Source organism: Pseudarthrobacter sp. TE3704, assembly GCF_056279405.1.
Genome location: NZ_JBWCCJ010000006.1, coordinates 44,049 through 70,780 on the forward strand (window position 1 = coordinate 44,049; position 26,732 = coordinate 70,780).

The following is a 26,732-nucleotide window of genomic DNA, read 5'->3' on the forward strand; positions in this document are numbered from 1 at the left end:
GGGAGCAGTTCAGTTCAGGGAAGGTGCCGTCTTTTCAGTTGGAATCGCCTCAGTTGGACTCCCCTGCCAGCCTCTCAAGGGCCGCCACCGCGGTCTTCCGGTCCGTGGTGGCCCAGAACGGCGGCAGGGCAGCCCGCAGGAATCCTGCATACCGCTCCGTGGCCAGCCGGGAATCCAGAACTGCCACTACTCCCTTGTCGCCGGTGGACCGGATCAGCCGGCCGGCTCCCTGCGCCAGCCGAATGGCGGCGTGGGTTGCCGAGACCGACATAAAGCCGTTTCCGCCGGCTTGGGCCACCGCCCGGGAACGTGCTGTCATGAGGGGATCATCCGGCCGCGGGAACGGAATCCGGTCGATGACCACCAGCCGGCAGGACCCGCCCGGCACATCCACTCCCTGCCAGAGGGACATAGTGCCGAACAGGCAGGTGTCGGGCTCGTCGGCGAACTGCTTGACCAGGGCCGTCATGGTGGAGTCGCCCTGGCAGAGGACGGTCATGCCCAGCTTGGGCCGGAGGGCCTCGGCGGCTTCTTCCGCGGCGCGCCTGGAGGAGAAGAGGCAGAGCGCTCCGCCGCCCGATGCACGGATGAGCGCCTCCAGCTCAGCCAGGGATTCAGGGGACGCACCCCTGCCGGGTTTGGGCAGGTGCCCGGCCACATAGAGGATGCCCTGTTTCGGGTAGTCGAAGGGCGATCCCACGTCCACGCCGGTCCAGCTGGGAGCACCCTCGCCCACCAGGCCCAGCCCGCCGGCGGCCGGTTCGAAAGCGGAACCGATGGCAAGCGTGGCAGACGTCAAAACCACGGTGTGGCCGGCGAAAAGCCCCTCCCGCAACCGTCCGGCGACGGACAGCGGTGCGATGTTGATCAGGGCCGGCGCTGTTTCGTCCGGCTGTGAATAGCCCTGGGCGGGATCAAAGGAGCTGGCGCGTGAAAACCACACCACCTCCCGGTTCTCGCGGGCAGCGAGGAGCCGTTCGCAAAGTTCCAGGATGAGCATCAGGCGGGACCGCGCAAGCTGCCTGCCGCCGTCGGCCGTGGTGCTGCTGTCCCCCTTGGAGTCGGACAGCGCCGCGCGGCAGGCCTCACGCAGCTGGTCGATGCAGTCCAGCTGTTCGTCATTCAGCCCGTTCGGAAGCAGCCCGTTGGGCACGCCCGCGAGGGCGAGCTCAAGATTCGCGGCTGCGGCGTTGAGCGCATCCACCGTGATGGCCGTATGCTTCCGCGCCCCGGAAGCTGCCGCGTGGATCATGGCCACCGAAAGCTGGCCCGACACCGCACCCGTGACCCTGTCCTGGAGTTCATGGGCTTCATCCACCACCACGACGTCGTATTCGGGAAGGACCGCCAGGCCCTCGAAAGCGCTGACAGCCAGCATGGCGTGGTTGGTGACCACAACGTCGGCTTCCGCGGCGTCCTGCCGGGCAAGCTCGCTGAAACACTCCGCAGCCATCGGGCACTTCTGGGCGCCCAGGCATTCCATGGACGTCACCGACACCTGCCGCCACGCCCGGTCCGTTACGCCGGGCAGGAGTTCGTCACGGTCGCCGGTTGCGGTCTTCTCCGCCCATTCACGCAGGCGCACCACTTCTTTTCCGAGCTGGGACGCCGGTCCGCCCACCGTCGCTGCGAAGTGGGGAACGCTGGTGTCCTCCCCCAGCGAAAAGAGCTGGCCCTCGGAAGGTTCCTCGGACGGGAACCCGCCCTCCAGCTTGTGCCGGCAGACGTAATTGGACCGGCCCTTCACCAGGGCCACTTTGACGGGCCGGTCAAGGGCAGGCGTGATGGCTTTGAGGAGCCGGGGCAGGTCCCTGCCCACGATCTGCGTCTGCAGTGCCAACGTTGCCGTGGAGACCAGGGCGGGTTTGTTGCTCTCCAGGGCGTGCGCGATCAGGGGTATCAGGTAGGCCAGCGACTTACCGGTACCCGTTCCTGCCTGGACGAGCAGGTGGTTGCCCGTTTCGATGGCCCGGGCAACCTGTTTGGCCATCTCGTGCTGCCCCGCGCGGCTCTGGCCGCCCATGGCGGCCACGGCCCGGTCGAGCAGTTCGATAACGAACTGCCCGCCGGCCGTGTCCGTGGCTTCGCCGGCCACGGCGTCAGTCATTGCTGATGAATGATTCCAGTTCGGCCGCGAGGCCTTCCCGCACCATCACCACGGCACGGGTACCAGCCTCAACGTGGTCCACGCTGATGATCTCGGCGTCAGACTCGTGGAGCTTGCTGATCAGGTCACCGCGGTTGTACGGAATGAGCAGTTCCAGCTTGACGCTGGGCCGTGGAATGGCGTCGCTGATCGCTTTCAGCAGCTCTGCGATTCCTTCACCGGTGCGTGCCGACACCACCACGTGGCGCGGTTCGCGCTGCTTCAGCCGTTCCACCACGAAGGGGTCCGCCGCATCGGCCTTGTTCAGGACGATGATTTCGGGAACCTTGCGGGCATCCACTTCGCTGAAGACCTTGCGGACTGCGGCGATCTGCCCTTCCGGGTCCGGGTGCGACACGTCCACCACGTGCAGGATCAGGTCGGCGTCGGCGACCTCCTCCAGGGTGGAGCGGAATGCCTCCACGAGCTGGGTGGGCAGCGACCGGACAAAACCCACGGTGTCGGCCAGGGTGTATCCCAGGCCGTCCGCCGTCTCCGCCTTGCGGACTGTGGGGTCCAGCGTGGCGAACAGGGCGTTCTCCACCAGGACGCCGGCGTCCGTCAGCCGGTTGAGCAGCGAGGACTTGCCGGCGTTTGTGTACCCGGCGATGGCCACGGACGGGACGGCATTACGACGGCGGTTGGCGCGTTTGGTTTCGCGGGCAGGCTTCATCGCGGCGATCTCGCGCCGCAGCTTGGCCATGCGCGTGCGGATCCGCCGGCGGTCCAGTTCGATCTTCGTCTCACCGGGACCGCGGGAACCCATACCGGCCGCTGCGCCGCCCACCTGGCCACCGGCCTGGCGGGACATGGACTCGCCCCAGCCGCGGAGGCGGGGAAGCAGGTATTCGAGCTGGGCAAGCTCAACCTGCGCCTTGCCTTCGCGGCTCTTGGCGTGCTGGGCGAAGATGTCCAAAATCAGTGCCGTGCGGTCAATGACCTTGACCTTGACGATGTCTTCAAGCCCGCGCCGCTGGGACGGGGCAAGCTCGGCGTCCACCACCACGGTGTCCGCACCGGTGGACATCACGATGTCCTTGAGTTCCAGGGCTTTTCCGGAGCCCAGGAACGTTCCGGGGTCCGGCTTGGCCCGGCGCTGCACCAGGCCGTCCAGGACCTCGGAGCCCGCCGTTTCCGCGAGGGCTGCAAGCTCCCGCAGGGAGTTCTCGGCGTCGGCGAGGGTTCCGTCGGACCAGAGACCGGCGAGGACCACGCGCTCCAGGCGGAGCTGGCGGTACTCGACCTCGGTGACGTCTTCAAGTTCGGTGGAAAGACCTGCCGTACGGCGCAGGGCGCGGCGTTCCTCGAGGTCCTGCTGGTCGCCGTCGAACGTGGTGTGTTCTTCATCCAGGCGGGAAATGGCCTGGGCCTTGCCCAGCACCTTCCCGTCTCCGCGTTCGTCGGTGGGGGGCGTGCTGAGGTTTTTGGCCGGTACGTCCTTGGAGAGAATCCGGTCGATAACAGCCTGGATTTCCTCAGGACTCATGTCCTGGGCGGCAGAATCGGATCCGGTGTTGGGCTGGCTGGTCATGGTCTCCTTTGAAGGTTCGGCATTTCCAGAATAGTGCCGATTGCTGGTCTGTGGGGAAGTATTCGCGCTGGGCTGACGGCCTGCGGTCATGCGGTTCTCCTGGGAAGTTTTTGCGCCGGCGCCCGGGAAGGGACGGCGGCGGACGTGCCGCACCAAAGACGGGCGGCGGAACGGAACGGTCCGGAAAAACGGCGAGAGGACCAGCGGAATGCTGACTTTCGAGTGTTGTCCGGCTGCCGGAGCAAACGGGGATGCGTCTGGTCCGGTGCACAAGCGGAAGGAAAAACCTGCATCGCTGCGGGACAGGCTGTCGCGGAAGGACAGGCTTCGGGACGGGCTTTGCCCGTGCCGGCTACTCGAAGATCAGGAACATGCCTCCCAGATTAGCAGAGCGTGGTTGGGGGCAGTTTCCCATTACGCTGCAAGTGGAACTACTCTGGCCAGTTATGGAGTCCGCACACTATTTCAGCGCATCGCCCGCCGGCCCCTTTACCCGCAAGCCCCTCGCTGTTGAACTGGCCGGTGAAACGCGCAGGCTGCAGACTTCCACCGGCATCTTCAGCCCGGACGGGATCGACAAGGGAACGGCCATCCTCCTGGCCGAAGTTCCGGCGCCCGCCCCCACGGGAAACCTGCTGGACATTGGCTGCGGCTGGGGCCCCATCGCCCTCACCATGGCCCTGCGGGCACCGCACGCCCAGGTTTACGCCGTGGACGTCAATGAGCGGTGCATCGCGCTGACCAACGAAAACGCCGCCGCGTTGGGCCTGTCCAACGTTGTTGCCAGCACCCCGGAGGCAGTGGACCCGGACGTCCGCTTCGACACCATCTGGTCCAATCCCCCCATTAGGATCGGCAAGGATGAGCTGCACAGCCTGCTGACCCTGTGGCTGCCACGGTTGGCGCCGGGCGGTACCGCCTGGCTGGTGGTGCAGAAGAACCTGGGATCGGATTCCCTTCAGCGCTGGCTGGCGGCCGAACTCGGCAGCGCCTTCACCGTGACCCGGGAATCAACGTCAAAGTCCTTCCGGATCCTGAAGGTCAGGAAAGCGTCCCGGTTGCCACAATAACGGCCGGGCCGCTGAGCTCGACATGCTCGTGCCCTCCGGGGCCGGCGAAGAACTTGACGCCCACCACTCCTCCGGGGACGTGGACGCGCCAGGTGTCAGGTGCTTCGGCACCGGCCCAGTGCCGGATGGCGACGGCGGCGGCGCAGGCTCCGGTACCGCAGGACTGGGTCTCCCCCACACCGCGTTCGTGGACCCTCATGGTGACGGACCCGACGCCATCGTGGACCAGCGGTTCGGACGGAACAACGAACTCCACGTTGGTGCCGTTGGCAGGAACGGGCTCGACGCCCGGCGGAGTGAACAGCCGGGTTCCCGCCAGTTCCGACAACTCGGCAAGGGCAACGACCGTGTGCGGATTGCCCATGCTGACGGACAGTGCCGGGCGCGGAACTTCAAGGCCTTCGGCGGTCACCAGGGAATCCATGGCCTTGGCAGTGGCCTCACCGGGAAAGATGAATTCCCAGGGACCCATGTCCACCGCGTAGTCATCGCCGGTACGGACCACCGTCTTGGCCCCGCCCCGCGTGCCGATGGTGAGGGCACCGCCGTCGGGAAGGTCGATGAGGCCCTCCGAGCGGAGGAAGTGGACGAAAACGCGGACGCCGTTGCCGCACATCTCCGAGAGTGAGCCATCGCCGTTCCGGTAGTCCATGAACCACTCTGCCTCGGGGGTGCCGGCCAGCAGTTCACGCCCCTCGGGGAGGAACCGCGAGGGCACCGCCCGGATGAGGCCGTCGCCGCCTATGCCGCGGTGCCGGTCGCACAGCGCCGCAACCTGGTCGGCCGTGATGTTGTGGGCACCCTCGGGATCGGCTACCAGGACGAAATCGTTGCCTGTGCCGTGCCCCTTCGAGAAGCGGAGTCCGCCGAGCGTACGGAAAGCGGGCGCGGTGGTCTCTGCCAGGGTTGCATCCATGGATCCAAGGGTACCGGCCGTGCCCGGCGGGCTGGAAACCGGCTACCGGCAGAGCGCCGCGGCCCGGTCGAGCAGGTGCGTGTCCTGCCAGTCCAGCCAACTGATCCGGGGGTCGGCACGGAACCAGGTGAGCTGGCGGCGTGCGAACTGGCGGGTGGCGACGATGGTGTCTTCCGCTGCCTCTACTTCGGTCGCTGTACCGTCGATCACCTGCAGGAACTGGGAGTAGCCCAGCGCCCGGGGTGCTGTTTTTCCTTTGCGAAGCCCCTGTGCGTCGAGCCGCCGCACCTCGGCCAGCAAACCGTTGTCCACCATCGCATAAACCCGCCGCGCCAGACGCTCCCGGAGTGCCTCGCGGTCCACAGCAAGGCCGATCTGCACGGCGGGCTGGACGTACTCCCGCTGCGGCATGAAGGAGCTGAAGGGACGGCCGGTCAGTTCATATACCTCCAGGGCCCGGATGATCCGTCTGTCATCGGACAGCCGGCCGGCCGAGACCGGGTCCACTGCATGGAGCCGGGCGAGGAGAGCGGACGTACCCTGGGCAGCGAGGTCTGCCTCCAGCCGCTGGCGCAGCTGCGGGTCGGTTCCCGGGAATTCCAGGACATCAAGTGCAGCCCGCACGTACAGACCCGACCCGCCCACCAGGATGGCCCGCTTTCCCCGGGCGTGGATTTCGCCGATGAGCTGCCGCGCCTGTTGTTGGAAATCGGAGACGCTCGCTTCCTGCGTGACGTCCAGGATGTCCAGGAGATGGTGCGGTACTCCCCTGCGTTCGGCCTGGGTGACCTTCGCGGTGCCGATGTCCATGCCGCGGTAGAACTGCATGGCGTCGGCATTGACCACTTCGCCGTCCAGCTCAAGGGCAAGGCTGACGGCCAGGTCAGACTTGCCGGAACCGGTGGGGCCAACGACGGCGATGACTGGCGGGGTGCCCACCGGTCAGCGCGTGCGCAGCGGCAGCGACGGCATGCCGAGGGAGACTCCCGTGCGGCCGGCACCGGAGCCGGGTGCAGGCGAGCCGCAGGAATCCGCCTGTGACCTGTCCCAGGCGTCACCGGCTCGTGACCGGCGGAGGCTGTAGTCCCCGATGGTGGGGTCGGCCACGAGGTGGAAGGCGGCAGCCTCGGTGATGGTGACTGTTACGAGGTCCCCAGGACGCGGGGCCGGCGCCCCGTCAGGGACGGAAAAGTGCACCAGCCGCTGGTCCTCGGACCGGCCGGACAACCGGTGGGTTTCCCCGGCCTTCCGTCCGGACTGCGCGGTGACCATGACTTCCACGCGGCGGCCCAGCTGCTTCCGGTTTTCTTCTGCGGCGATCCGGTCCTGCAGGGCGGTGAGCCGTTCGAAGCGTTCCTGGACTACTGCCTTGGGCAGCTGGTCCGGCAGGTCCGCGGCGGGCGTACCCGGACGCTTGGAGTACTGGAAGGTAAAGGCGGTGGCGAAACGGGACTTCTCCACCACGTCCAGGGTGGCCTGGAAGTCTTCCTCGGTCTCCCCGGGGAAACCGACAATGATGTCCGTTGAGATGGCGGCGTGCGGGATCTTTTCGCGCACCTTGTCCAGGATGCCCAGGAATTTCGTTGACCGGTAGGAGCGCTTCATGGCGCGCAGGATGCCGTCAGAGCCGGACTGCAGCGGCATGTGCAGCTGCGGCATGACATTTGGGGTTTCTGCCATGGCGTCGATGACGTCGTCAGTGAATGCTGCGGGGTGCGGGCTGGTGAACCGCACGCGTTCCAGGCCTTCGATGTCGCCGCAGGCCCGCAGGAGCTTGGAAAAGGCCTGCCGGTCACCGAACTCCACGCCGTAGGAGTTGACGTTCTGGCCCAGGAGGGTGACCTCGATGGCGCCGTCGTCCACGAGGGCCTGGATTTCGGCAAGGATGTCGCCGGGGCGCCGGTCCTTCTCCTTACCCCGGAGAGCGGGCACGATGCAGAACGTGCAGGTGTTGTTGCATCCCACCGAAATGGACACCCAGCCCGAGTAGACGGAGTCCCGCTTGGTGGGAAGCGTGGACGGGAAGACGTCCAGGGATTCCAGGATTTCCAGCTGGGCTTCGTTGTTGTGCCGGGCCCGGTCCAGCAACGCAGGCAGGGCACCCACGTTGTGGGTGCCGAAGACGGCGTCCACCCAGGGCGCCTTTTTGAGGATGGTTTCGCGGTCCTTCTGGGCAAGGCATCCGCCCACCGCGATCTGCATTCCCGGGTTGGCCGCCTTCACGGGTGCCAGGATGCCCAGGTTGCCGTAGAGCTTGTTGTCGGCGTTTTCACGCACCGCACAGGTGTTGAACACCACAACATCCGCCTGCTCGCCGTCGGCGGGGATGTAGCCGGCGTCCTCGAGCATTCCGGCCATCCGCTCGGAGTCGTGGACGTTCATCTGGCAGCCGAACGTCCGCACCTGGTACGTGCGCGGCTTAAGCCCGCCGGACAGCACAGCGGGTGCGTTCTCTTCGGAGGAGTTGGCGCCGGAAAGGGGGGAAGGAATGGTCAAACTCACCTGTTAAGGGTACCGGCTTCCCGGCTGGTCATTGTCGGGAGCGGCGTGGGAATCGAGGACCTCACCGACGATCCGGAATGCCTGGGATGGCTGGTAGCCCTTGCGCGCGAGCATGGACGCCAGGCGCCGGGTTGCCTTGTCCCGCTCAGCCCGGTCGCCGAGGTCCGTCCCTGGACGGATCTTCCGTTCCACCAGGGTCCGCGCCGCAGCTTCCTCGTCGGCGTCAGAGAGCTGCTCCAGCGCTGCGCTGGCAGTCTCCTGGTCGATGCCCTTCTCAGCGAGTTCACGCCGGAGCGCGCCCTTTGCCAGCTTCCGGGACTGGGAGCGACTACGGACCCACATGTCGGCGAATTCGGCGTCATCAACCAGCCGGACTTCCTCGAACTTGTCCAGCACCGCCTCGGCGACGTCTTCCGGGATGTTCCGTTCGGCGAGTTTGCGTGCCAGCTGCAGCCGGCTCTTGGCGGAAGCAGTCAGCTGGCGGTAGACGATGGCCTGCGCAACCGACACCGGATCGGGCTCGGCATCGCCAAACCCCGGAGCCTCAGGATCCTCGAACCCGCCCGCCACCCCTTCAACAGGGGTGGCCCGGCGGGCACCGCGTGGGCGGCCTCCGGCACTCCGGTGCCGCCGCTCCCGTTCACTTCCCGTCAACTGCTAGAACCCGTCGACGGCCTTCAGCTTGGGCGAGTCCTTGGATTCGGGCTCCGCCGGCTTCACGCCGACACCAAGCTTTTCCTTGATCAGGCGCTCGAGTTCCGCTGCCAGTTCCGGGTTGTCGCGGAGGAACCGCCGCGAGTTCTCCATGCCCTGGCCGAGCTGGTCGCCATCGTAGGTGAACCACGAGCCGGACTTCTTGATGATGCCGTGCTCAACACCCATGTCGATGATGCCGCCCTCACGTGAAATGCCCTGGCCGTAAATGATGTCGAACTCGGCCACCTTGAAGGGCGGGGCCATCTTGTTCTTGACGATCTTCGCCTTGGTCCGGTTGCCGACGGAATCGGCACCTTCCTTCAGGGTCTGGATACGGCGTACGTCGATGCGGATTGAAGCGTAGAACTTCAGGGCCTTACCACCGGTGGTGGTTTCAGGGGAGCCGAAGAAAACACCGATCTTTTCGCGGAGCTGGTTGATGAAGATGGCGGTGGTCTTGGTCTGGCTCAGGCGGCCGGTGATCTTACGCAGGGCCTGGCTCATGAGGCGTGCCTGGAGGCCCACGTGGCTGTCGCCCATGTCGCCTTCGATTTCGGCGCGGGGCACCAGGGCTGCGACGGAGTCAATGACGATGACGTCCAGGGAGCCCGAGCCGACCAGCATGTCCATGATCTCCAGGGCCTGTTCACCGGTATCCGGCTGTGAGACGAGGAGGGCATCCGTGTCCACGCCCAGCTTGGCCGCGTACTCCGGGTCCAGGGCGTGCTCGGCATCGATGAACGCCGCGATACCGCCCTGGCGCTGGGCGTTTGCCACCGCGTGCAGGGCAACGGTGGTCTTACCGGAGGATTCCGGTCCGTAGATCTCCACGACGCGGCCGCGGGGCAGGCCGCCAATTCCCAGGGCGACATCCAGTGCGATGGAACCTGTGGGGATGACTTCGATCGGGGCACGGACTTCATCGCCCAGGCGCATGACCGAGCCCTTGCCGAACTGCTTGTCAATCTGGGCAAGTGCTGCTTCCAGCGCTTTTGCACGATCCGGGGCTGCCGCCATGGTTGACACCTCTAATGCTTTCTCGATGGTGGCCTCAGCGGCCGTTTATTGGTCATCTCTGACGCTAAGGGGACCCACTGACATTCCTGCCGGATGACGACGGCTATGTGGATAACCCGTTATGGAAAGCATAGCTTTATCCGAACAGGTATTCGAACAGCGGCGCGGCGTGTCAGGGGAAATGCCGGTGATGGACAACCGGCAGGGACTGCTAGTCCCGAAGGGGTTTGATGTCGCGTCCCAGCCGTCGTTCCGCAGGAACATCCTGGACATCACAGACGGCGAGCCACACCTTGCGCGGTTCCACACCGGCGGCCAGTGCCTGGTCTGCAGTCCGGCTGCCTACGCCGGCCAGGACCAGGGTGCTGCTCAGCACGCGGGAGTACCCTGCACCGAATTCGTCATCCATGAGCCGCCAGTAGTCGCTGATTCGCATCCGAAAATTCTCTCACGCTCCGGGACCCTAGAATTGTTGCCATGAGCAACTCCCCCGATGCACTGCCGGACAGGCGCCCAGACGAAGCGACAGTCGATGCTGCGCTGCAGAACGTCGAACACCAGATCAGCCTGTTCTGGCGCCGGGCGCGTGCCATCTCGAACCAGTTGTCCCGCCAGGTCCACCCGGACATGGAGCCGGCAGCCTACGGCCTGCTGACCGTCATCCGGCGCGAGGGCCCCATCCGGCTCACCGACCTTGCCATGAACATCGGCGTGGGCAAGCCGTCCGTCAGCCGCCAAATTGCGTTCCTCGAAAGCATCGGGCTGGTGTCCAAGGAGGCAGACCCGCTGGACGGCCGGGCGCAGTCAATCCGGCTCACGCCAAAGGGCGAGGAGAAGATGCACCAGGTACAGGACGCCCGGCGGCAGGTTTTCCGTGAGCGCCTGGGCGAATGGCCGGTGCAGGACCTGGAAGAACTGGCGCGCTATATGGCGATGCTGAACTCCACCTACGAGCGGGACGGGTTCCCCAAAGACGGGCCTGCATCAGCCGGAGGCCGGGACTGACGAACCGGTCCTATGCCGGACAGGAACGATGAAGCCCCTGGCCTACGGCCAGGGGCTTCATGTATTCCAGGGCCCACTTCGCGTGGGGACTGCCCTTACCGGGCGCCGGAGAGAAGACCGGTGGAAAGTTCGTCGTTGAGCTCGTTGTTAAGGTCGCTTTCAAGGTCGCGGCCGTAACGCTGAGAGAATTCCTGGGGAACGGTGTCCGGAACGGCAACGCCTTCGGCTACTGCCACACGGTCGCTGACTTCACGGAGCATGCTAGACAACGGAACATCCAGGGCCGAGCAGATCGAGGACAAAAGCTCGGATGACGCTTCCTTCTGGCCGCGCTCCACTTCACTGAGGTATCCCAGGGAGACACGGGCGCTGTGCGAAACTTCACGGAGCGTGCGCCCCTGACGCTGGCGGACATCGCGCAGGACATCACCAATTTCGTGACGAAGTACAACCATCTTGCGCTCCTTCTGTTCGCTCTTAGCCTGATCGGCGAGGCCCACATCCTTCCAGCGGACAACGCCGTTTACGGATACGGGCTGCTTTACCATCTGTATCGCCTTGCTCCCTCATTGGTCAGGTCCGCCGTGGAGCGAACCGTCGTGGTGTTTTCATCCTAGGCGCCTCCGCTCTTCGGAAGCGACACAATGTAATAACTAATCGGTACCGGCTTTTGTTCCCGGTAACTTTACGCCCGGTAACTTCGCCGGGACAAGGGCATCCGGAACGCCGGTCAGGACGACAGCGCTTCGAGCAGCCGTTCAAGGGCAGCCCCGCATGCCTGTCCACGGATCTCAGCCCGGTTGCCGTCAAAAACATACTCGAAGGCTGACGTGCCGGCGGCCGTGGCGATGCCGATGTACACGGTGCCCACCGGCTTCCCATCGTGTCCTTCCGGACCGGCTACCCCTGTTGTGGAAAGACCAACGTCGGCGCCCAGCACCGTGCGGGCTCCGGCCGCCATGGCGCCTGCAACGTCCCCGTCCACGGATCCAACGCTGGCCAGCAGGGCGGACGGGACGTTCAGGACCGATTGCTTGACGGAATTCTGATAGGCGACGACGCCGCCCTGGAGCATGCCGGAAGCACCGGGGGTGTCGGCCAGGACGGCCGACACCATGCCCGCGGTCAACGACTCGGCGGTTCCCACGGTACGCCCGGACTCAAGGGCCTGCCGCACTGCCTGCTGGGCGAGGTGGTGGAGGTTCGTCATGGCTGTTCCTGTCCCTGGTCGGGCCTTGCCTGCAGCTTCCCCTTGGCCCGGAGGCGCAACGCTTCAACAACATATTCGACGCCGGTCCAGACGGTGATGATGACAGCAGCCATCATGACGGCGAACGCCACCCAGGCCAGCCAGGGGGCGAAGGCACCCAGCGGCAGGAGGTAGAGGAAGATCGCCGCGGTCTGCACCACGGTCTTGAGCTTGCCGCCGCGGGACGCGGGGATGACGCCGTAGCGGATGACGAAGAAGCGCAGGCCGGTGATGCCCCATTCACGGACCAGGATCACCAGAGTGATCCACCACGGCAGTTCGCCCAGAACCGACAGCATGACCAGGGCAGACCCGGTAAGGAGCTTGTCCGCGATGGGATCGGCAATCTTGCCAAAGTCCGTGACGAGGTTCCGGCTCCTGGCGATGTCGCCGTCGAGCTTGTCTGTGTAGATTGCGACGGCGAACGCCAGGACCGCCGCCCAGCGCCACAGCCCGGACTCGCTGCGCAGGCCGGGCGCATCGGCCAGGAGGAACCAGACGAAAAACGGCACCAGCGCGATGCGGAGCATGGTCAGGACGTTGGGGAGGTTCCAGACCCCGGCACGGCCCGGGCCGGCGGCGGTTGCATCGGTGCTAGTCACGTTCTTAGGCTACCGTCTTTAGGGCTAGCGTCCGGTGAGGGACCAGGCGTCTTCGGACCCGTCGTCGTCGTCGCCGTAGCCCCCGGGTGCCGTATCCGACCCGTCGTAATATTCGACGTTCTGCTTCCGCTGGTCCAGGTCCGCCGCCACCAGGTCCTCGGCATAGCCGCCCTGGGCGATGTTCGCATTGGCGTTGTCACTCAGGGCGGCGGTCTGTGCGTCCGCCGAGGCCGGAGCCTCCTGGCCCTTCATGGCTGCGAGGACGGCAGCGAGGTCATCCGGCTTCACCAGCACGTCGCGGGCCTTCGATCCTTCGGAGGGTCCCACCACTCCCCTGGACTCCAGCAGGTCCATGAGCCGGCCGGCCTTCGCGAACCCGACGCGCAGCTTGCGCTGAAGCATGGACGTGGACCCGAACTGGGTGGTGACCACAAGTTCGGTGGCCTGCAGCAGCACCTCGAGGTCGTCCCCGATGTCGTCGTCGATCTGCTTCTTTTCCGCCTCCGGGGCGACGTCGTCACGGTAAACGGCCTGGAGCTGTCCCTTGACGTGCTCCACCACCTTGTGGATTTCGGATTCCGTCACCCAGGCGCCCTGGACGCGCATCGCCTTGGAAGCACCCATGGGCAGGAAGAGGGCGTCGCCCTGGCCAATCAGTTTTTCGGCTCCGGGCTGGTCGAGGACCACGCGGGAGTCGGTCACGGAGGACGTCGCAAACGCCATGCGGGAGGGCACGTTGGCCTTGATCAGGCCGGTCACCACGTCTACTGAGGGCCGCTGGGTGGCCAGGACCAGGTGGATGCCGGCGGCACGGGCCAGCTGGGTGATGCGGACGATCGAGTCTTCAACGTCGCGCGGCGCCACCATCATGAGGTCGGCGAGTTCGTCCACGATCACCAGCAGGTACGGGTAGGGACGGATGACCCGCTTGGAATCCACGGGCGGCTGGACCTTGCCGGCGCGCACCGCTTTGTTGAAGTCGTCGATGTGCTTGAACCCGTAGTTGGCGAGGTCGTCGTAGCGGGCATCCATCTCACGGACCACCCACTGCAGGGCCTCCGCCGCTTTCTTGGGGTTGGTGATAATGGGCGTGATGAGGTGCGGAACGCCTTCGTAGGCGGTCAGTTCCACGCGCTTGGGGTCCACCATCACCATGCGCACCTCGTCCGGGGTGGCGCGCATGAGGATGGAGGTGATCATGGAGTTCACGAAGGATGACTTACCCGCGCCGGTGGCGCCGGCCACCAGGAGGTGGGGCATCTTGGCCAGGTTGGCCACGACGTAGCCGCCTTCCACGTCCTTGCCCACGCCCATGACCATGGGGTGGTCCGTCCGGCGGGCGTTCTGGCTGCGGAGGACGTCGCCGAGGGAGACGGTCTCGCGGTCAGTGTTGGGGATTTCGATGCCGATGGCGGACTTCCCCGGAATGGGGCTCAGGATCCGGACGTCGCTGGAGGCCACGGCATAGGAGATGTTCTTGGACAGTGCCGTGACCCGCTCCACCTTGGTGCCGGGCGACAGTTCGATTTCGTACCGGGTGACGGTAGGGCCGCGGCTGAAGCCGGTCACCTGGGCCTCGACGTTGAACTGCTGGAGCGTGTCGGTCAGGGCAGCGACGACGGCGTCATTGGCTTCGGTGCGCTCCTTCGGGATGGATCCCGGCGTCAGGTAGTCCGAAGCAGGCAGGGTGTAGGTGACGTCGCCGGCAAGGGACAGCTGCTCGGTGCGCTGCGGGATGGGAACGGGCGGCGGCGCGGGAGCCACCGGCGTCGAGGGCACGGACGGTACGGCCGAAGCCGGCGGGCGGCCCGGAGCGGGAGTACCGGGAGCGGGCATGCCGGGCGTGATCAGCGGAATCGCTTCGGTGGCGTTCTCCGCTGCGGCCGCGGAGGCGCCGAGGCCCTGGGCCGCCTTGATCTTTTCGACGGCGATCTCCGCCTGGGTGGGCCGGCGGACGCCGGGCGCGGGACGCGGCGGCTGCGGATCGTCGTCGTCGTCGTCGTCGATGACGGCGTGCTCGAAGGCTTCGTCGCCCACGTAGCCTTCCAGGCCGGCGTCGGGCTCTTCGTCCTTGCCGAACAGGCGGCGCTTCTTCTTTTTGGGTGCGGCGGGAGCTGTGCGCTCCAGGTAGCTGCGGTCGTGTGTGTCCTTGGACTGCTCGTGGTCCATCAGGTCGATGCCCATCAGGTGCTCGTAGGCTCCGCGCAGCCGCCGCGGGATGGCCGTGAACGGCGTGGCGGTGATGATCAGCAGGGACACGAAGGCAAGGAGTCCGTAGAGAACCAGCGGGACGGCGGCGTGGATGGCCGCGAGCGGGGTGGCTGCCAGGAAGCCCAGCATTCCGCCGGCCTGGCGCAGGCCGTCAAAGCCTTGGGCCACGGTGGGCTGGCCGCCCAGGACGTGGGCAAGGCCGCAGCCGGCGAATGTCATGACAAGGAAGCCGATCCCCACCCTGTTGTTGCCGCGCCCGTCGGAGGGCTGCCGGAACAGCCTGAAGGCGCAGACGAACAGCATCAGCGGGAGCAGCAGGGACATCCAGCCGAAGGTGCCGTTGACCACGGCGTAGACAGCATCCGGGAACCAGCCTGTCAGGCCCCACCAGGCGAAGGTGGCGATGAAGACGCCGAGGACAAGGTTGAACAGTGCGGCACCGTCGCGCCGTTCCTCAGCGGGAAGGTCGCTGACGTCATGGCCGATGCGGCGGATTCCCCCGCCCACCAGGTGTCCGATGGCCAGCCAGGCGCCGCCCACCACGCGCAGCAGCCACGGCTGCTGGTGTTCGACGGCGGGAAGCTGGCGGGTGCGGGCCGTACTGGAGGAGCCCCCGGACCTGCTGGATTTGGCTGCTGCCGACCCGGAACCCCGGCCTGTGGACCCGGCGGATTTAGTGCCGGAGCTGCCCCTGGCTGTTCCACTGCGCGCGGAAGTAGTACGTGTGGCCATGATAGCCACGCTACCGGAACCGGGCCGGAGTTCCGCGGATTTCCGGGCGGCTGGTCCTGCCTGGCCGCTACGCGGTGGACCTTTTGGACGCGAAGGGCCCGGTTCCGCAGGAACCGGGCCCTTTCGGGTACCTCACCAGGGCGCTGCCGTGGGGGCAGCGCTTTTTGTCAGGCCTCGAGCACCACGGGGATGATCATGGGGCGGCGGCGCAGTTTCCGGTTGACCCACGTGCCAACTACCCGGCGGACTACCTGCTGGAGCTGGTGGCTGGTGTGGTCCGCGTGGTTGAGGACGGCTTCCTCAAGGGCTGCGTTGATCTTCGGGATGATGTCGTCGAACACCGAGTCGTCCTCTGCCACGCCGCGTGCGTGGATTTCAGGTCCGGACACCACCTTGCCGGTGGTCCGGTTGATGACGGTGATGATGGAGATGAAGCCCTCGTCGCCGAGGATGCGGCGGTCCTTGAGGTCGGCGTCGGTGATTTCGCCCACGCTGGAGCCGTCCACATAGACGAAGCCCACCTCAACCTGGCCCACCACGTCTGCGCGGTGGTCCTTGAGGTCGATGACCGTGCCGTTGTCCGCAAGGATGACGCTTGCCTCCGGAACGCCGGACTCGATGGCGATCTTGCCGTTGGCGATCAAGTGCCGGGTTTCGCCGTGCACCGGCATGGCGTTGAGCGGCTCCAGGATGTTGTAGCAGTACAGGAGTTCCCCGGCCGCGGCGTGGCCGGAGACGTGGACCTTCGCGTTGCCCTTGTGGATCACGTCGGCGCCGAGCTTCAGGAGCCCGTTGATGATCCGGAACACGGCGTTTTCGTTGCCGGGGATCAGGCTGGAGGCCAGGATGACGGTGTCACCGTCTCCCACCACCACCCGGTGGTCCCCGTTGGCCATCCTGGACAGCGCGGCCATCGGCTCGCCCTGGGAACCGGTGGACATCAGCACCACGCGGTTGTCCGGCAGGTTGTCGATGTTTTTGATGTCCACGATCAGCCCCGGCGGCACATCCAGGTAGCCGAGCTTCTCGGCGATGGCCATGTTGCGGACCATCGACCGCCCCACGAACGCCACCTTGCGGTTGTGCTTGGCCGCCGCATCCAGGACCTGCTGGACCCGGTGGACGTGCGAGGAGAAGGACGCCACGATGATGCGCTTGGTGGCCTGGCCGAAGAGCCGTTCCAGCGTGGGCCCGATTTCCTTCTCCGCGGTGGTGAAGCCGGGAACGTCGGCGTTGGTGGAGTCGGACATAAAAAGGTCCACGCCCTCTTCGCCGAGCTTGGCGAAGTGCCGCAGGTCGGTGATGCGGCCGTCAAGCGGCAACTGGTCCATCTTGAAGTCGCCCGTGTGCAGGACGGTGCCGCCTGCGGTGCGGATGAACACGGCCAGCGCGTCCGGGATGGAGTGGTTGACAGCCACGAACTCGCACTCGAACGGCCCGAACTTCTCCACCTGGCCTTCCTCCACCGTGAGGGTGTAAGGCCGGATGCGGTGTTCCTGCAGTTTCGCCTCGATCAGGGCGAGGGTCAGCTGCGAGCCCACCAGGGGGATGTCGTTGCGGAGCCGCAGCAGGTACGGGACAGCGCCGATGTGGTCCTCGTGGCCGTGCGTGAGGACGACGGCGACGATGTCGTCCAGCCGGTCTTCGATATAGGAGAAATCAGGCAGGATCAGGTCGACGCCGGGCTGGGTTTCCTCCGGGAAGAGGACGCCGCAGTCCACGATCAGCAGTTTGCCGTCGATTTCGAACACAGCCATGTTCCGGCCGATTTCCCCCAGTCCGCCGAGCGGAACGATCCGCAGCGTGCCCTGGGGCAGGCGCGGAGGGGTGACAAGGCCGGTTAGGGCGATTTGGGTCATATTGCACTACTTTCCAGGCGGAAGGGTGCCGGTCTTCGCCGTCAGGAGTAGACCAGCCCCGCTTCCGCCAAATCCCCGCGGATGATTTCGATCTCGGCTTCGTCCGGCTCCACGAGGGGCAAACGGACAATCGAGTTGGGCAGGACTCCCTGCCATTTAAGAATCTGCTTGGCCGCCACGGCACCCTGGACGCGGGTCATGGTTGCGCGGACTACCGGCTGGAGTTCGAAGTTGATCTTCCGGGCGGTTCCGAGGTCGTTGGCGTTGACGGCATCGATGAGTTCGCGGAAGCGCCGCGTGGCCACGTGCGTTGTGACGCCTACCAGTCCGACGGCGCCGAGCGCCATCCAGGGAAGGGTCAGTCCGTCATCGCCGGAGTAGAAGAGGAGGTCGGTTTCGGCCATGACGCGGGTGGCGGCGACGAAGTCGGCCTTGGCGTCCTTGACGGCCACGATGTTGGGGTGCTGCGCCAGGCGAATCATCGTGTCGGGTTCGATCGCGATGGAGGAGCGGCCCGGGATGTCGTACAGCATGACGGGCACGTCGACGGCGGAGGCGACCGTTTCGAAGTGGGCGCGGACGCCTGCCTGGCTGGGCTTGTTGTAGTACGGGGTGACCAGCAGGAGGCCGTCGACGCCGAGGGCTGCGGCCTGCTGGGACAGGTGCACGGAGTGTGCGGTGTCGTTGGTTCCGGTGCCGGCGATGATGGCCGCCCGTCCGCCCACGGCTTCCTTGACGGCCCGGAACATGCCCAGGTTCTCTTCGTCCGTGAGGGTGGAGGTCTCGCCGGTGGTTCCGGTGACCACCAGGCCGTCGCAGCCGTCGTCCACCAGTTTGGTGGCCAGTGCCGCTGCCTGCTCGTAGTCCACGGCCCCGTCCTTGGTGAACGGCGTGACCATGGCGGTCAGGAGGGTACCGAGGGCAGGGATGTGCGCGGAAGAGTCAGCCATGGAAAAAACGTTACCCTGTCCCCGGCTGGTTAGGACAATGCCACGGGCGTGATGAACGTCAAATTAGGGGTTGCCGGGCATTGAAACGCCCCGGATGGTCCGGTATCTCCTCACGACGCTCCGCTGCAGGAGGCAGGTCACCACTTCGGTCCGCGTTCCTGACGCACGCGCCAAGGCCAGCCCGTCGGGACTCCACACGCCGCTCAGTCCGCAGGACTCCCCCTCCGTCGTACTGCCGCCCAGGTTGGCGAGGAGCGTAAACATCCGGTAGTCCATGGCACGGGCGCCGAGATGCAGGGCAAGCCGGTGCTCCTCGTTTCGGGTGTACAGCGCGGAGACGCAGTACACGTCCGCCCCGCCCTCGGCTGCGGCAGCAGCGTGGCCTGGCACCGCGGCATCAAAGCACAGTGCCAGGGCGATCCGCCAGCCGTCCACCTCGACGAGGCCTGCTCCGTTTCCCGGTACGAACAGGTCCCGTTCCTGGCCGTGCAGGTGGGTCTTGAATGCCGTTTCGGTACTGCCGTCCGGATGCAGCACCAGCGAGGCCAGGCGCTTGGTGCCTTCGGCTTCCCGGAAGGGAGCGCCCACCACAGCGGTGATTCCCGTCCGGCGGCAGATCTCACGGATCGGGCTAAGGCGGGAGTCATCGGTCGTCAGCCATGGGTCCGCGGCCGCGAGCTGGTCCAGGCGGTAGCCGGTCAGGGACAGCTCGGGGAAGAGGACCAGCCGGGAACCGTGCGCATCGGCATCCTCGATAAGACGCACGTGCTCCGCGACATTTTCCTGGATTCCCGCGGGCAGCGACCCGCGCCGGAAGGATGTGTGCCGGACGTGCTCGTGCTCGATGCCGCCGTCAGAACGGACGGGTTCATATTGGACGACGGCAACAGGGAGTGTCTCGGTCACCACTTCATCCTAGAAGTTCATCAGGAGGCAGGGCGCCCGCCCTCACGCGGCACCTCCCCCGGCGCATGGCAGTACCGGCCCACCGCGGCCTGCCTCAGGCCCTCAGCCCAGTCGGCCAGCCGCTGGGCCGCCCTGACGTAGTGGAACAACTCCAGCGGAGTGAGTGCGTCGATGTCCGTTTCGGCGAGGCGGCGGGCAAGTTCGGCGCCCTCGGGCTGGGAGGACAGGCTGATGCCTTCCTGTTCCCACTGAATGTCTTCTGCAGGCCGTCCGGCGACCAGCTGCCGGAAGAGGAAGTCCACGACGCCCGGGCTCATGGCCTTCAGGAGTCCGGTGCTGCCGGGCTCGGAACTGTCCCGTCCGGCGCCGGGGGTTCCGTGTGATGGGGTGTGCATGCCGTCCATCCTATTCGAACATATATTCGAACACAAGAGTTCCGCGTCGGCCGTAGGAGGCCTCCAGCCGAGGCTCTTCAGCTCTTGACAGAAGGGTTCATAGGCAGGTGTGAGACTATCTGGTCATGACGTCCCGCACTCCCGCCAGAGCATCCCGGAAGACGGCAGGACCGTCCATTCAGGCACGGCTGCAAGGTATTGACGCTGCCCGCGGGCTTGCCCTGTTGGGCATGATGGCCACACACCTGCTGCCCACCTTCGAGTCGAACGCCGATCTCACACCTACATGGATCGGCCTGACATTCTCCGGTCGGGCGGCCGCCCTATTCGCGGTGCTGGCGGGGGTGGGATTGGCGCTGTCCACCGGGAAGCACAAGCCCCTGGCCGGTCCGGAACTGTCAGCAGCCCGGCGCGGCGTGGCCTTGCGCGCCCTGGTGATCGCCGCCGTCGGGCTCACCCTGGGCGGCGTGGAAGTGAACCTGGCCATCATCCTGGTCCACTACGCCGTACTGTTCCTCTGCGTCCTGCCCTTCCTGGGCCTGGAGATCAAACGCCTCTGCGCCTGGGCCGCCGGCTGGATCCTGGCGTCCCCGGTGCTGGCCTACCTCCTGCGGCCATGGCTGCTCGCCGCGGAGCCTCCCCTGAAGCTGGGGCACAACCCGTCCTGGGAGGATCTGGCCACTCCCTCCCGCCTGCTCGCCGACCTGTTCTTTACCGGTTACTACCCGGTGTTCCAGTGGCTGTCGTACCTGCTGGTGGGGCTTGTCATCGGCAGGCTGATGCTCACCAAGGCGCTGGTTCCGGTGGTGCTGCTGGTGGCGGGAACGGCAGTGGCCGTCGCGGCAAAGGCCCTGGGCGTGATGGCCATGGAGAACTGGGGCGGCAGGGCTGCCCTGGAAGCGATCCTGAATTCGCCGGGTTACCCCCTGGACAGCGTCCTGCAGGTCAACCTGACCGGGATCCCGCAGGAAGGATCATGGTGGTGGCTGGCATCTGCGGCCCCGCATTCGGGAACCACGCTGGACCTGCTGCACACCTCGGCGGTGGCGGCGGCAGTGATCGGTGCGTGCCTGCTTTTGGGCCGGCTGGCCGAGTGGGTGGACCTGGACCTGTTGCTGCCTCTGCGCGGAGCCGGGGCCATGACGCTCACCCTGTACACCGCCCACGTCTGGGTGGTTTCAGGTTTCTACCTGAAGCCGCTGCCTGCAGGGTGGACCGAGGACGGTATGTACTTCGCCCATGAAGCCACGGCCATCATCGTGGGGATGGTGTTCGTCCTGCTGAAGTGGCGCGGCCCGCTGGAATGGCTGGGGCATGCAGCCAGCCAGGTGGGCAAGGGACAAGCCAAAGCCCTCCGGTAGGGCAGGCGCTCCGGTAGGCCAGGACCCCCGCCCTGACTAGGCGGGAACCTTGCCCTGGAACAGCCGGACGGCGTCGCGCATGGACGCCCTGGCCCGCTTGCGGTCGCCGGCAGCATCGTAGGCGCAGCTCAGCCGGAACCAGGAACGCCAGTCGTCCGGGGCAGCCTCCGCCTCCGCACGGTACTTTTCAAACTCGGCATCGGCAGCCGCACGGACGATCCGTCCGGCGGGGGTGCGCGGCAGTTCGTCTACGGGCAGCCCGCCTTCAGCCTCCAGGACTTTCGCCATCTGTTCGGTGCGGGCACCGAACATCAGCTCGCGGATCAGGGCCCAGGCGCCGATGACGGGCAGCACCAGGTAGGCAGCCCCGATGGCCTGCGCGGCCAGGTTGCTGTCCGTCAGGAGAAGAACCGAGCGCTGGAAGGACACCACCAGGTAGAAGACCAGCAGCAGCGTCACCGCCCCCACCCAAATCTTGGTGCGGTTCTTCCGGAAGGCTGCGAGGAACCTGCCCACAGCCTAGAGCCCCAGGTCCAGGTAGCCGTCCAGGCCCACCGTCAGGCCCGGGTGGCTTGCCACGTTGCGTACGCCAAGGAGGACGCCGGGCATAAAGGAAGCACGGTCGAAGGAATCGTGGCGGAGGGTCAGCTGCTCGCCGGGACCGCCCAGGAGTACCTCCTGGTGTGCCACGAGCCCGCGGAGCCGCACGCTGTGGACCCGAACGCCGTCCACCTCGCAGCCCCTGGCGCCGGCTACTTCGCTGGTAGTGGCGTCCGGGCTGGGCGGGACCTGGGCTGCGCTGCGCTCGGCAGCGATCAACTGCGCGGTCCGGACGGCCGTGCCGGACGGCGCGTCCACCTTGTCCGGGTGGTGCAGCTCAATGATCTCCACGGATTCGAAGTACTTTGAGGCTTTCGCGGCGAACGCGGACGCCAGCACCGAGCCCAAGGCAAAGTTCGGCGCGATCAGCACGCCGGTTTCCGGATGTTCAGCCAGCAGTGCTTCCAACGCGGACAGGCGGCCGGCGTCCCAGCCCGTGGTTCCGACGACGGCGTGGATGCCATGTTCGACGGCGAAGCGGACGTTCGCCTCGGTGCTTTCCGGGACGGTCAGGTCGACCAGGAATTGGGCACCGGAAGCGGTCACCTGCTCTAGCGAATCGCCCCTCCCCAAGGCTGCGACCAGCTTCATGTCGGGGGCGGCTTCAACGGCTTTTACGGCTTCAGCGCCCATACGTCCGTTGGCGCCCAGGACGGCCACCAGTTTGGGATCGGAAAGTTGTTCGGTCATGGCGTTAAGCCTACCGGCGTGCTGCACACGCCAAGGAACCGGGCGGCGTGCGTTACCTCGCAGGAAGCGTCAGCTTCCCGCGCCCACCCATTCCACGGTTCCGTCTGAAAAGAACTGTTCTTTCCAGATGGGCACCTGTTCCTTGATCCGGTCCACCAGTTCCGAGCACACGGCAAAGGCCTGGCCGCGGTGGGCAGCGGAAACGGCACACACCAGGGCGGGATCGCCGATCTCCAGCATGCCAATGCGGTGCGCGGCCCAGATGCGGACCGGCGGGGTGTCAGTTCCGGTTCCGGATGCCTGCTGCTCCGCCACGAGCCGCGCGACGACGTCGGCCATCACCTGGTGTGCCGTGGGGTGCGCGCTGTAGCTGAGGCGGTCAACCGGCTTTCCGCCGTCGTGGTTGCGCACCACGCCGCTGAAGCTGACCACGGCGCCGGCGGTGTCGCTTTCCACGGCGGCGATGGCCTGGTCCACGGAGATGGGTTCCGCACTCAGGACTGCAGAAACTACCTCGAATGCTGATTCAGTGCCCATGTCCGCCTTCCAGCTGGTCGCAGAGGTGCCCGATCACCGGATCCAGGACGCTTAGTCCGTCCATGACCCCTTTCGGTGATCCGGGGAGATTAACAATAAAGGTGCTTCCCGCGGCGCCCGCGTGGCCGCGGCTTAGGGCGGCAAGCGGTGTTTTGGCCGCACCGGCGCGCCTGATGGCCTCCATGATCCCGGGAATCTCCCGGTCCAGCAGGGGCAGGGTGACATCCGGTGTGCGGTCATCCGGGCTCAGTCCCGTGCCGCCGCTGGTGATCACGACGGCGGGACGCTGGGTCAGCAGCGCCCGGATGGCGGCCCCCACGGGCTCGCCGTCCGGGACCACCATCGCCGGGAACACGTCAAAGCCGTGTTCCGTCAGCCAGTCGGTGATCACGGGGCCGGTTTCGTCGTCGTAAATCCCTGCGGCCGCCCGGGTGGACGCGATGACCACTCCGGCTTTCCGGCCCTGCACGTCTCCGTGCCGGTGCGGCTCGGGGGCACGATGCGTCGTGGGGATGCTCGGGGTGGTCACAGTGCCCAGTCTCCGCTCTTGCCGCCGCTCTTGGCCAGCACCTTGATGTCGGTAAGGACCGCGTGCTTGTCCACGGCCTTGATCATGTCGTACACACTCAGGGCGGCCACGGACGCGGCGGTGAGTGCTTCCATTTCCACACCAGTGACGCCACGGGTTTTCACGGTTGCCAGGATGGCGACGAAGTCCCCCGCCAACTCGAAGTCCACGGTCACTTTGGACAGCGGCAGCGGATGGCACAGCGGGATCAGCTCCGGGGTCTTTTTGGCCGCCATGATGCCGGCCACCCGCGCGACGGCCAAGGCGTCTCCCTTGGGAAGGCCGCCGGAACCGAGGAGGGCCATCACCTCCGGCGTGGTCCGGACGGTGGCGGTGGCCGTGGCCTCGCGGGTGGTCTCTGCCTTGGCGGAAACGTCCACCATCTGGGCGCTGCCGTCCTGGCGCAGGTGCGTCAGCGCGGCGGGGGTCTGTTCTGAATTCACAGCATCCATACTTCCACCTCATCACCGGCGGCGAGCGCGGATACTCCTTCGGGTACATGGACCAGTGCGTTGGATCCGGCCAGGGCGTGCATGAGGTGCGAGCTTTCGCCACCTTCCAGCTGCACTGTGCCGTCCGGCTGGAGGCTGCCGCGCCGCACCTGGTGCTTGTGTTCCGGGGACGTGAGCGCGTGGCGGAGCCGGGCGCGGAGAGGCAGCCGTGGTGCCGGTGCGCCGAGCAGCGCCGAGAGTGCGGGGCGGAAGAACATTTCGAAGGAGACGAGGCAGCTGACGGGGTTTCCCGGGAAGCCAAGGAACGGGATGCCGTCGAAGGTCCCGATCCCCTGCGGTCCGCCGGGCTGCATGGCCACATGCAGGAACTCGACCGGCTGGTCCGCCATCGCCTGCCGCACCACTTCGTACGCGCCCTTGCTCACCCCGCCCGTGGTGACAATCAGGTCTGCGCCCATGCCCTGGCTCCGCAGCAGGTTCTGCAGCTCTTCGGGGTTGTCGGTGGAAATCCCGGCGCGCAGGACCCGCAGGCCAGCCTGCTTCATGGCTGTTTCCAGGAGCGTCCCGTTCGCGTCATAGATCTTGCCGGCGGACAGTTCCAGGCCCGGTTCCACCACCTCGTCCCCCGTGGTCACCAGTAGCACGCTGACGGTTTGGTACACCGTCACCTCCGGGATGCCGAGGGCGGCGAGCAGCCCCAGCTGGGCCGGGCCCAGGAACGTGCGGGCAGCCAGTGCCCGCTCCCCCGCAGCGATGTCGCTTCCGGCCGCACGGACAAATGTTCCCGGTTCCGTGGCCGGCAGCTTCACCGCCGCTTCCTCCCCGGGGGCAAGGAAGCGGTCCGGAACGGCCCGTTCAATAGGTACGACGGCGTCAGCCCCCGCCGGGATCATGGCACCTGTCATGATGGGGGCCGCCATTCCCGGTGCCAGCGCGACTGCCCCGGCCCCGGCCGGGACGGGCGCTGCGACACGCAACTCTGTGCCGCCGTCGGGCACGTCGCTGCACCGGACGGCGTAACCGTCCATCTGGGAATTGGCGAAGGGCGGGAGGCTCACCGGCGCCAGGACTCCGTGCGCCAGGCCCCTGCCCAGGGCTTGGGACAGGGGCAGGACCTCGGTGCGTGCCTGTGCTCCCAGGGGGCGGAGGAGTTCTGTGACGGCTGCGAGGTGGTCGGCGATGGACCGGGCCCGGTGGGCCGCGTCCCGGTGCACTGCTTCATGGAGGTGTCCGTGCGGGTGCGGGCTGGTCATAGGTACGCCTTCGGTTGCGGCCGTCAGGATTTCACGTCCACTCTAACGGTGTGGAACCCCGTGGCTCCGTCCGGCGCGACCGGCCTTGCTTGCTCGTCCTGCGCTGTGCCGCGAAGGTCGGTGGCACGGACCTGGACTTCGTACTGCCCGGGGGTCAGGTCAATGCCGAGCTTCCATTGGTACCAGGTGTCCACGGAAATACCGGGGGCAAGGTCGGCTTCCCGCCACGGCCCGCGGTTGATGCGAAGCTCCACTTTTCCGATGCCCGTATGCTGCGCCCAGGCGACGCCGCCGAACATGACGGTCCCCGCCACCACGGACCGCCCGCTCCGTGGCACATCGATCCTGGACGACATCTTGATGGGCCCCCGCTCGGACCAGCCCCGGGGTGTCCAGTAGGCGGCATCATCGGCGAACCTGGTGACTTTGAGTTCGGTGACCCACTTTGTCGCGGAGACGTACCCGTACAGCCCCGGCACCACCAGGCGGACGGGAAAACCGTGTTCGAGCGGCAGCGGTTCGCCGTTCATGCCCACGGCCAGCAGGGCGTCCCTGCTGTCGGTGAGCACGTCCAGCGGGGTACCGGCAGTCCAGCCGTCGGTGCTGCGCGAAAGCACCATGTCGGCGCCTGGCTGCGGGCCTGCCAGGGCCAGCAGTTCGCGGACGGGCCAGCCCAGCCAGCGGGCGTTGCCGATCAGGTCCCCTCCCACCGTGTTGGACACGCAGGCGATGGTCACATGGCGTTCGATCAGGGGTTTGGCCAGGAGCCCGGCGAGGTCCAGCTCAATCTCGCGGTCCACCATGCCGGTGACTTTCAGGACCCAGGTGTCGGGATTGACCGCCGGCACGGACAAGGCGGTGTCGATGCGGTAGAAGTCGCGGTTGGGGGTGACCAATGGCTGCATCCCGTCCACCCAGGCTTCAGCTCCGGCAGGAATGGGCGGCGCCGGCGATGCGGCCCTCGGAAGCTTCACACGTTCCCTCGCTTCGCTGACACCGGCAGTGGCGCCGCGCCACATACCTGCCACGATTCCGCCGATCACCGTGGCTGCCGCACCTCCGGCCAGGTTTTGCAGGAAGCGCCGGCGTGCGGGGCCGGGGGCAACGGCGCTGTCGGGCGCCCGGCCGGCCCACTCCTGCAGCCTGCGGATCAGGTATCCCAGCAGAAGTGCAGCAACGATCGCGGTAACGATCGGCAAGGCCAGGGCTACGGGCGTCAGCTGGGCACGTGTAGCGACCGCCGCCACTCCCACCAGCCCGAACACGCCAACCATAGCCACACCGGCGTAGCGACGCCGGTCTTCCGCAGCTCCGGCCAGTGCGGCCAGGGCTGCGATGACCAGCCCCATGCCCACCAGGAGGGCAACCTTGTCCGCCGTCCCGAACAGGGCCACGGCCCAATCCTTGACTCCGGGCGGGACAGCGTCGATGACGGCGCCGCCCACCGCCGTCATCGGTGAGATTGAGGGGCTGAACAATCCCGC

Annotated in this window: 26 protein-coding genes; 3 read left to right on the forward strand and 23 right to left on the reverse strand. The window is 66.6% G+C overall.

Annotation, left to right across the window (positions count from 1 at the left end):
- Positions 1 to 49: 49 nt before the first annotated feature.
- Positions 50 to 2,107, reverse strand: coding sequence for an ATP-dependent DNA helicase (locus ACZ9BC_RS16370; RefSeq protein WP_476246853.1), 2,058 nt, complete (start codon positions 2,105 to 2,107; stop codon positions 50 to 52).
- Positions 2,100 to 3,677, reverse strand: coding sequence for a GTPase HflX (hflX, locus tag ACZ9BC_RS16375; RefSeq protein WP_476246854.1), 1,578 nt, complete (start codon positions 3,675 to 3,677; stop codon positions 2,100 to 2,102). Before hflX ends, ACZ9BC_RS16370 begins: the two co-directional genes overlap by 8 nt.
- A 446-nt stretch (positions 3,678 to 4,123) precedes the next feature.
- On the opposite strand from hflX, the gene ACZ9BC_RS16380 reads away from it, so the two are divergent.
- Complete coding sequence (locus ACZ9BC_RS16380; protein WP_476246855.1) at positions 4,124 to 4,747, forward strand: class I SAM-dependent methyltransferase; 624 nt, start codon at positions 4,124 to 4,126, stop codon at positions 4,745 to 4,747.
- Here the strand turns inward: ACZ9BC_RS16380 and dapF are convergent.
- From dapF to ACZ9BC_RS16410, 6 genes are all read right to left on the reverse strand, one after another.
- On the reverse strand, positions 4,719 to 5,663 hold the full coding sequence (gene dapF, locus ACZ9BC_RS16385; protein WP_476246856.1) for a diaminopimelate epimerase: 945 nt from the start codon (positions 5,661 to 5,663) through the stop codon (positions 4,719 to 4,721). The genes ACZ9BC_RS16380 and dapF overlap by 29 nt on opposite strands.
- 42 nt (positions 5,664 to 5,705) lie before the next feature.
- Complete coding sequence (miaA, locus tag ACZ9BC_RS16390; RefSeq protein WP_476246857.1) at positions 5,706 to 6,602, reverse strand: tRNA (adenosine(37)-N6)-dimethylallyltransferase MiaA; 897 nt, start codon at positions 6,600 to 6,602, stop codon at positions 5,706 to 5,708.
- Positions 6,603 to 6,605: 3 nt separating this feature from the next.
- Positions 6,606 to 8,165, reverse strand: coding sequence for a tRNA (N6-isopentenyl adenosine(37)-C2)-methylthiotransferase MiaB (gene miaB / locus ACZ9BC_RS16395; protein WP_476246858.1), 1,560 nt, complete (start codon positions 8,163 to 8,165; stop codon positions 6,606 to 6,608).
- 3 nt (positions 8,166 to 8,168) lie between these two features.
- On the reverse strand, positions 8,169 to 8,675 hold the full coding sequence (locus ACZ9BC_RS16400; protein ID WP_115525043.1) for a regulatory protein RecX: 507 nt from the start codon (positions 8,673 to 8,675) through the stop codon (positions 8,169 to 8,171).
- A gap of 147 nt (positions 8,676 to 8,822) precedes the next feature.
- Positions 8,823 to 9,878 (reverse strand): recombinase RecA, encoded by a 1,056-nt coding sequence (gene recA / locus ACZ9BC_RS16405; protein WP_079595873.1) that lies wholly within the window; start codon positions 9,876 to 9,878, stop codon positions 8,823 to 8,825.
- 211 nt (positions 9,879 to 10,089) lie between these two features.
- Positions 10,090 to 10,314 carry a DUF3046 domain-containing protein gene (locus tag ACZ9BC_RS16410; RefSeq protein WP_115525025.1) on the reverse strand — a complete coding sequence of 75 codons (225 nt, stop codon included), beginning with the start codon at positions 10,312 to 10,314 and terminating at the stop codon, positions 10,090 to 10,092.
- A gap of 41 nt (positions 10,315 to 10,355) precedes the next feature.
- Here ACZ9BC_RS16410 and ACZ9BC_RS16415 point away from each other — a divergent pair, with 41 nt between their 5' ends.
- Positions 10,356 to 10,883 (forward strand): MarR family winged helix-turn-helix transcriptional regulator, encoded by a 528-nt coding sequence (locus tag ACZ9BC_RS16415; protein WP_476246859.1) that lies wholly within the window; start codon positions 10,356 to 10,358, stop codon positions 10,881 to 10,883.
- Positions 10,884 to 10,978: 95 nt separating this feature from the next.
- Here the strand turns inward: ACZ9BC_RS16415 and ACZ9BC_RS16420 are convergent, their stop codons facing one another.
- The 8 genes from ACZ9BC_RS16420 to ACZ9BC_RS16455 all read right to left on the reverse strand — a co-directional run bounded on the left by ACZ9BC_RS16420 (position 10,979) and on the right by ACZ9BC_RS16455 (position 19,787).
- On the reverse strand, positions 10,979 to 11,431 hold the full coding sequence (locus ACZ9BC_RS16420) for a helix-turn-helix domain-containing protein (protein WP_079595481.1): 453 nt from the start codon (positions 11,429 to 11,431) through the stop codon (positions 10,979 to 10,981).
- 182 nt (positions 11,432 to 11,613) lie between these two features.
- Positions 11,614 to 12,093 carry a CinA family protein gene (locus tag ACZ9BC_RS16425; protein WP_115525026.1) on the reverse strand — a complete coding sequence of 160 codons (480 nt, stop codon included), beginning with the start codon at positions 12,091 to 12,093 and terminating at the stop codon, positions 11,614 to 11,616.
- A complete protein-coding gene (gene pgsA, locus ACZ9BC_RS16430) occupies positions 12,090 to 12,734 on the reverse strand; it encodes a CDP-diacylglycerol--glycerol-3-phosphate 3-phosphatidyltransferase (RefSeq protein WP_079595483.1) in 645 nt (214 codons plus the stop codon). Before pgsA ends, ACZ9BC_RS16425 begins: the two co-directional genes overlap by 4 nt.
- A 24-nt stretch (positions 12,735 to 12,758) precedes the next feature.
- Complete coding sequence (locus ACZ9BC_RS16435) at positions 12,759 to 15,677, reverse strand: FtsK/SpoIIIE family DNA translocase (protein WP_476246860.1); 2,919 nt, start codon at positions 15,675 to 15,677, stop codon at positions 12,759 to 12,761.
- Positions 15,678 to 15,844: 167 nt separating this feature from the next.
- The gene (locus ACZ9BC_RS16440; protein ID WP_476246861.1) at positions 15,845 to 17,536 is read right to left on the reverse strand and encodes a ribonuclease J; all 1,692 of its coding nucleotides are present in this window, start codon (positions 17,534 to 17,536) and stop codon (positions 15,845 to 15,847) included.
- 41 nt (positions 17,537 to 17,577) lie between these two features.
- Entirely contained in the window at positions 17,578 to 18,486 is a 909-nt protein-coding gene (dapA, locus tag ACZ9BC_RS16445) for a 4-hydroxy-tetrahydrodipicolinate synthase (RefSeq protein WP_079595486.1), read from the reverse strand.
- A gap of 63 nt (positions 18,487 to 18,549) precedes the next feature.
- Positions 18,550 to 19,392, reverse strand: a complete 843-nt coding sequence (locus ACZ9BC_RS16450) for a carbon-nitrogen hydrolase family protein (protein WP_476246862.1) — start codon at positions 19,390 to 19,392, stop codon at positions 18,550 to 18,552.
- Between the two features lie 20 nt (positions 19,393 to 19,412).
- On the reverse strand, positions 19,413 to 19,787 hold the full coding sequence (locus ACZ9BC_RS16455) for a hypothetical protein (RefSeq protein WP_476246863.1): 375 nt from the start codon (positions 19,785 to 19,787) through the stop codon (positions 19,413 to 19,415).
- A gap of 125 nt (positions 19,788 to 19,912) precedes the next feature.
- Here ACZ9BC_RS16455 and ACZ9BC_RS16460 point away from each other — a divergent pair, with 125 nt between their 5' ends.
- A complete protein-coding gene (locus tag ACZ9BC_RS16460) occupies positions 19,913 to 21,148 on the forward strand; it encodes a heparan-alpha-glucosaminide N-acetyltransferase domain-containing protein (protein WP_476246864.1) in 1,236 nt (411 codons plus the stop codon).
- Between the two features lie 36 nt (positions 21,149 to 21,184).
- On the opposite strand, the gene ACZ9BC_RS16465 is transcribed toward ACZ9BC_RS16460, so the two are convergent.
- From ACZ9BC_RS16465 to ACZ9BC_RS16495, 7 genes are all read right to left on the reverse strand, one after another.
- Positions 21,185 to 21,664, reverse strand: a complete 480-nt coding sequence (locus ACZ9BC_RS16465; RefSeq protein ID WP_275729461.1) for a hypothetical protein — start codon at positions 21,662 to 21,664, stop codon at positions 21,185 to 21,187.
- 3 nt (positions 21,665 to 21,667) lie between these two features.
- Positions 21,668 to 22,438, reverse strand: coding sequence for a 4-hydroxy-tetrahydrodipicolinate reductase (gene dapB, locus ACZ9BC_RS16470; protein WP_476246865.1), 771 nt, complete (start codon positions 22,436 to 22,438; stop codon positions 21,668 to 21,670).
- A gap of 69 nt (positions 22,439 to 22,507) precedes the next feature.
- Positions 22,508 to 22,975 (reverse strand): molybdenum cofactor biosynthesis protein MoaE, encoded by a 468-nt coding sequence (locus tag ACZ9BC_RS16475; protein ID WP_275729464.1) that lies wholly within the window; start codon positions 22,973 to 22,975, stop codon positions 22,508 to 22,510.
- Positions 22,965 to 23,504 carry a MogA/MoaB family molybdenum cofactor biosynthesis protein gene (locus ACZ9BC_RS16480; protein WP_476246866.1) on the reverse strand — a complete coding sequence of 180 codons (540 nt, stop codon included), beginning with the start codon at positions 23,502 to 23,504 and terminating at the stop codon, positions 22,965 to 22,967. Before ACZ9BC_RS16480 ends, ACZ9BC_RS16475 begins: the two co-directional genes overlap by 11 nt.
- Positions 23,501 to 23,995 (reverse strand): cyclic pyranopterin monophosphate synthase MoaC, encoded by a 495-nt coding sequence (moaC, locus tag ACZ9BC_RS16485; RefSeq protein WP_476246867.1) that lies wholly within the window; start codon positions 23,993 to 23,995, stop codon positions 23,501 to 23,503. The genes ACZ9BC_RS16480 and moaC overlap by 4 nt, the downstream gene beginning before the upstream one ends.
- Positions 23,983 to 25,248 carry a molybdopterin molybdotransferase MoeA gene (locus tag ACZ9BC_RS16490; RefSeq protein ID WP_476246868.1) on the reverse strand — a complete coding sequence of 422 codons (1,266 nt, stop codon included), beginning with the start codon at positions 25,246 to 25,248 and terminating at the stop codon, positions 23,983 to 23,985. The genes moaC and ACZ9BC_RS16490 overlap by 13 nt, the downstream gene beginning before the upstream one ends.
- A gap of 23 nt (positions 25,249 to 25,271) precedes the next feature.
- Positions 25,272 to 26,702, reverse strand: a complete 1,431-nt coding sequence (locus ACZ9BC_RS16495) for a molybdopterin-dependent oxidoreductase (protein WP_476247048.1) — start codon at positions 26,700 to 26,702, stop codon at positions 25,272 to 25,274.
- Positions 26,703 to 26,732 lie beyond the last annotated feature (30 nt).

Bases quoted from the DNA above. Each gene is read 5' to 3' on its own strand.
- ACZ9BC_RS16370 (WP_476246853.1), bottom strand. From the start codon at position 2,107: ATGACTGACGCCGTGGCCGGCGAAGCCACGGACACGGCCGGCGGGCAG.
- hflX (WP_476246854.1), bottom strand. From the start codon at position 3,677: ATGACCAGCCAGCCCAACACCGGATCCGATTCTGCCGCCCAGGACATG.
- ACZ9BC_RS16380 (WP_476246855.1), top strand. From the start codon at position 4,124: ATGGAGTCCGCACACTATTTCAGCGCATCGCCCGCCGGCCCCTTTACC.
- dapF (WP_476246856.1), bottom strand. From the start codon at position 5,663: ATGGATGCAACCCTGGCAGAGACCACCGCGCCCGCTTTCCGTACGCTC.
- recA (WP_079595873.1), bottom strand. From the start codon at position 9,878: ATGGCGGCAGCCCCGGATCGTGCAAAAGCGCTGGAAGCAGCACTTGCC.
- ACZ9BC_RS16410 (WP_115525025.1), bottom strand. From the start codon at position 10,314: ATGCGAATCAGCGACTACTGGCGGCTCATGGATGACGAATTCGGTGCA.
- ACZ9BC_RS16415 (WP_476246859.1), top strand. From the start codon at position 10,356: ATGAGCAACTCCCCCGATGCACTGCCGGACAGGCGCCCAGACGAAGCG.
- ACZ9BC_RS16420 (WP_079595481.1), bottom strand. From the start codon at position 11,431: ATGGTAAAGCAGCCCGTATCCGTAAACGGCGTTGTCCGCTGGAAGGAT.
- ACZ9BC_RS16425 (WP_115525026.1), bottom strand. From the start codon at position 12,093: ATGACGAACCTCCACCACCTCGCCCAGCAGGCAGTGCGGCAGGCCCTT.
- ACZ9BC_RS16435 (WP_476246860.1), bottom strand. From the start codon at position 15,677: ATGGCCACACGTACTACTTCCGCGCGCAGTGGAACAGCCAGGGGCAGC.
- ACZ9BC_RS16440 (WP_476246861.1), bottom strand. From the start codon at position 17,536: ATGACCCAAATCGCCCTAACCGGCCTTGTCACCCCTCCGCGCCTGCCC.
- dapA (WP_079595486.1), bottom strand. From the start codon at position 18,486: ATGGCTGACTCTTCCGCGCACATCCCTGCCCTCGGTACCCTCCTGACC.
- ACZ9BC_RS16455 (WP_476246863.1), bottom strand. From the start codon at position 19,787: ATGCACACCCCATCACACGGAACCCCCGGCGCCGGACGGGACAGTTCC.
- ACZ9BC_RS16460 (WP_476246864.1), top strand. From the start codon at position 19,913: ATGACGTCCCGCACTCCCGCCAGAGCATCCCGGAAGACGGCAGGACCG.
- dapB (WP_476246865.1), bottom strand. From the start codon at position 22,438: ATGACCGAACAACTTTCCGATCCCAAACTGGTGGCCGTCCTGGGCGCC.
- ACZ9BC_RS16475 (WP_275729464.1), bottom strand. From the start codon at position 22,975: ATGGGCACTGAATCAGCATTCGAGGTAGTTTCTGCAGTCCTGAGTGCG.
- moaC (WP_476246867.1), bottom strand. From the start codon at position 23,995: ATGGATGCTGTGAATTCAGAACAGACCCCCGCCGCGCTGACGCACCTG.
- ACZ9BC_RS16490 (WP_476246868.1), bottom strand. From the start codon at position 25,248: ATGACCAGCCCGCACCCGCACGGACACCTCCATGAAGCAGTGCACCGG.
- ACZ9BC_RS16495 (WP_476247048.1), bottom strand. From the start codon at position 26,702: ATGACGGCGGTGGGCGGCGCCGTCATCGACGCTGTCCCGCCCGGAGTC.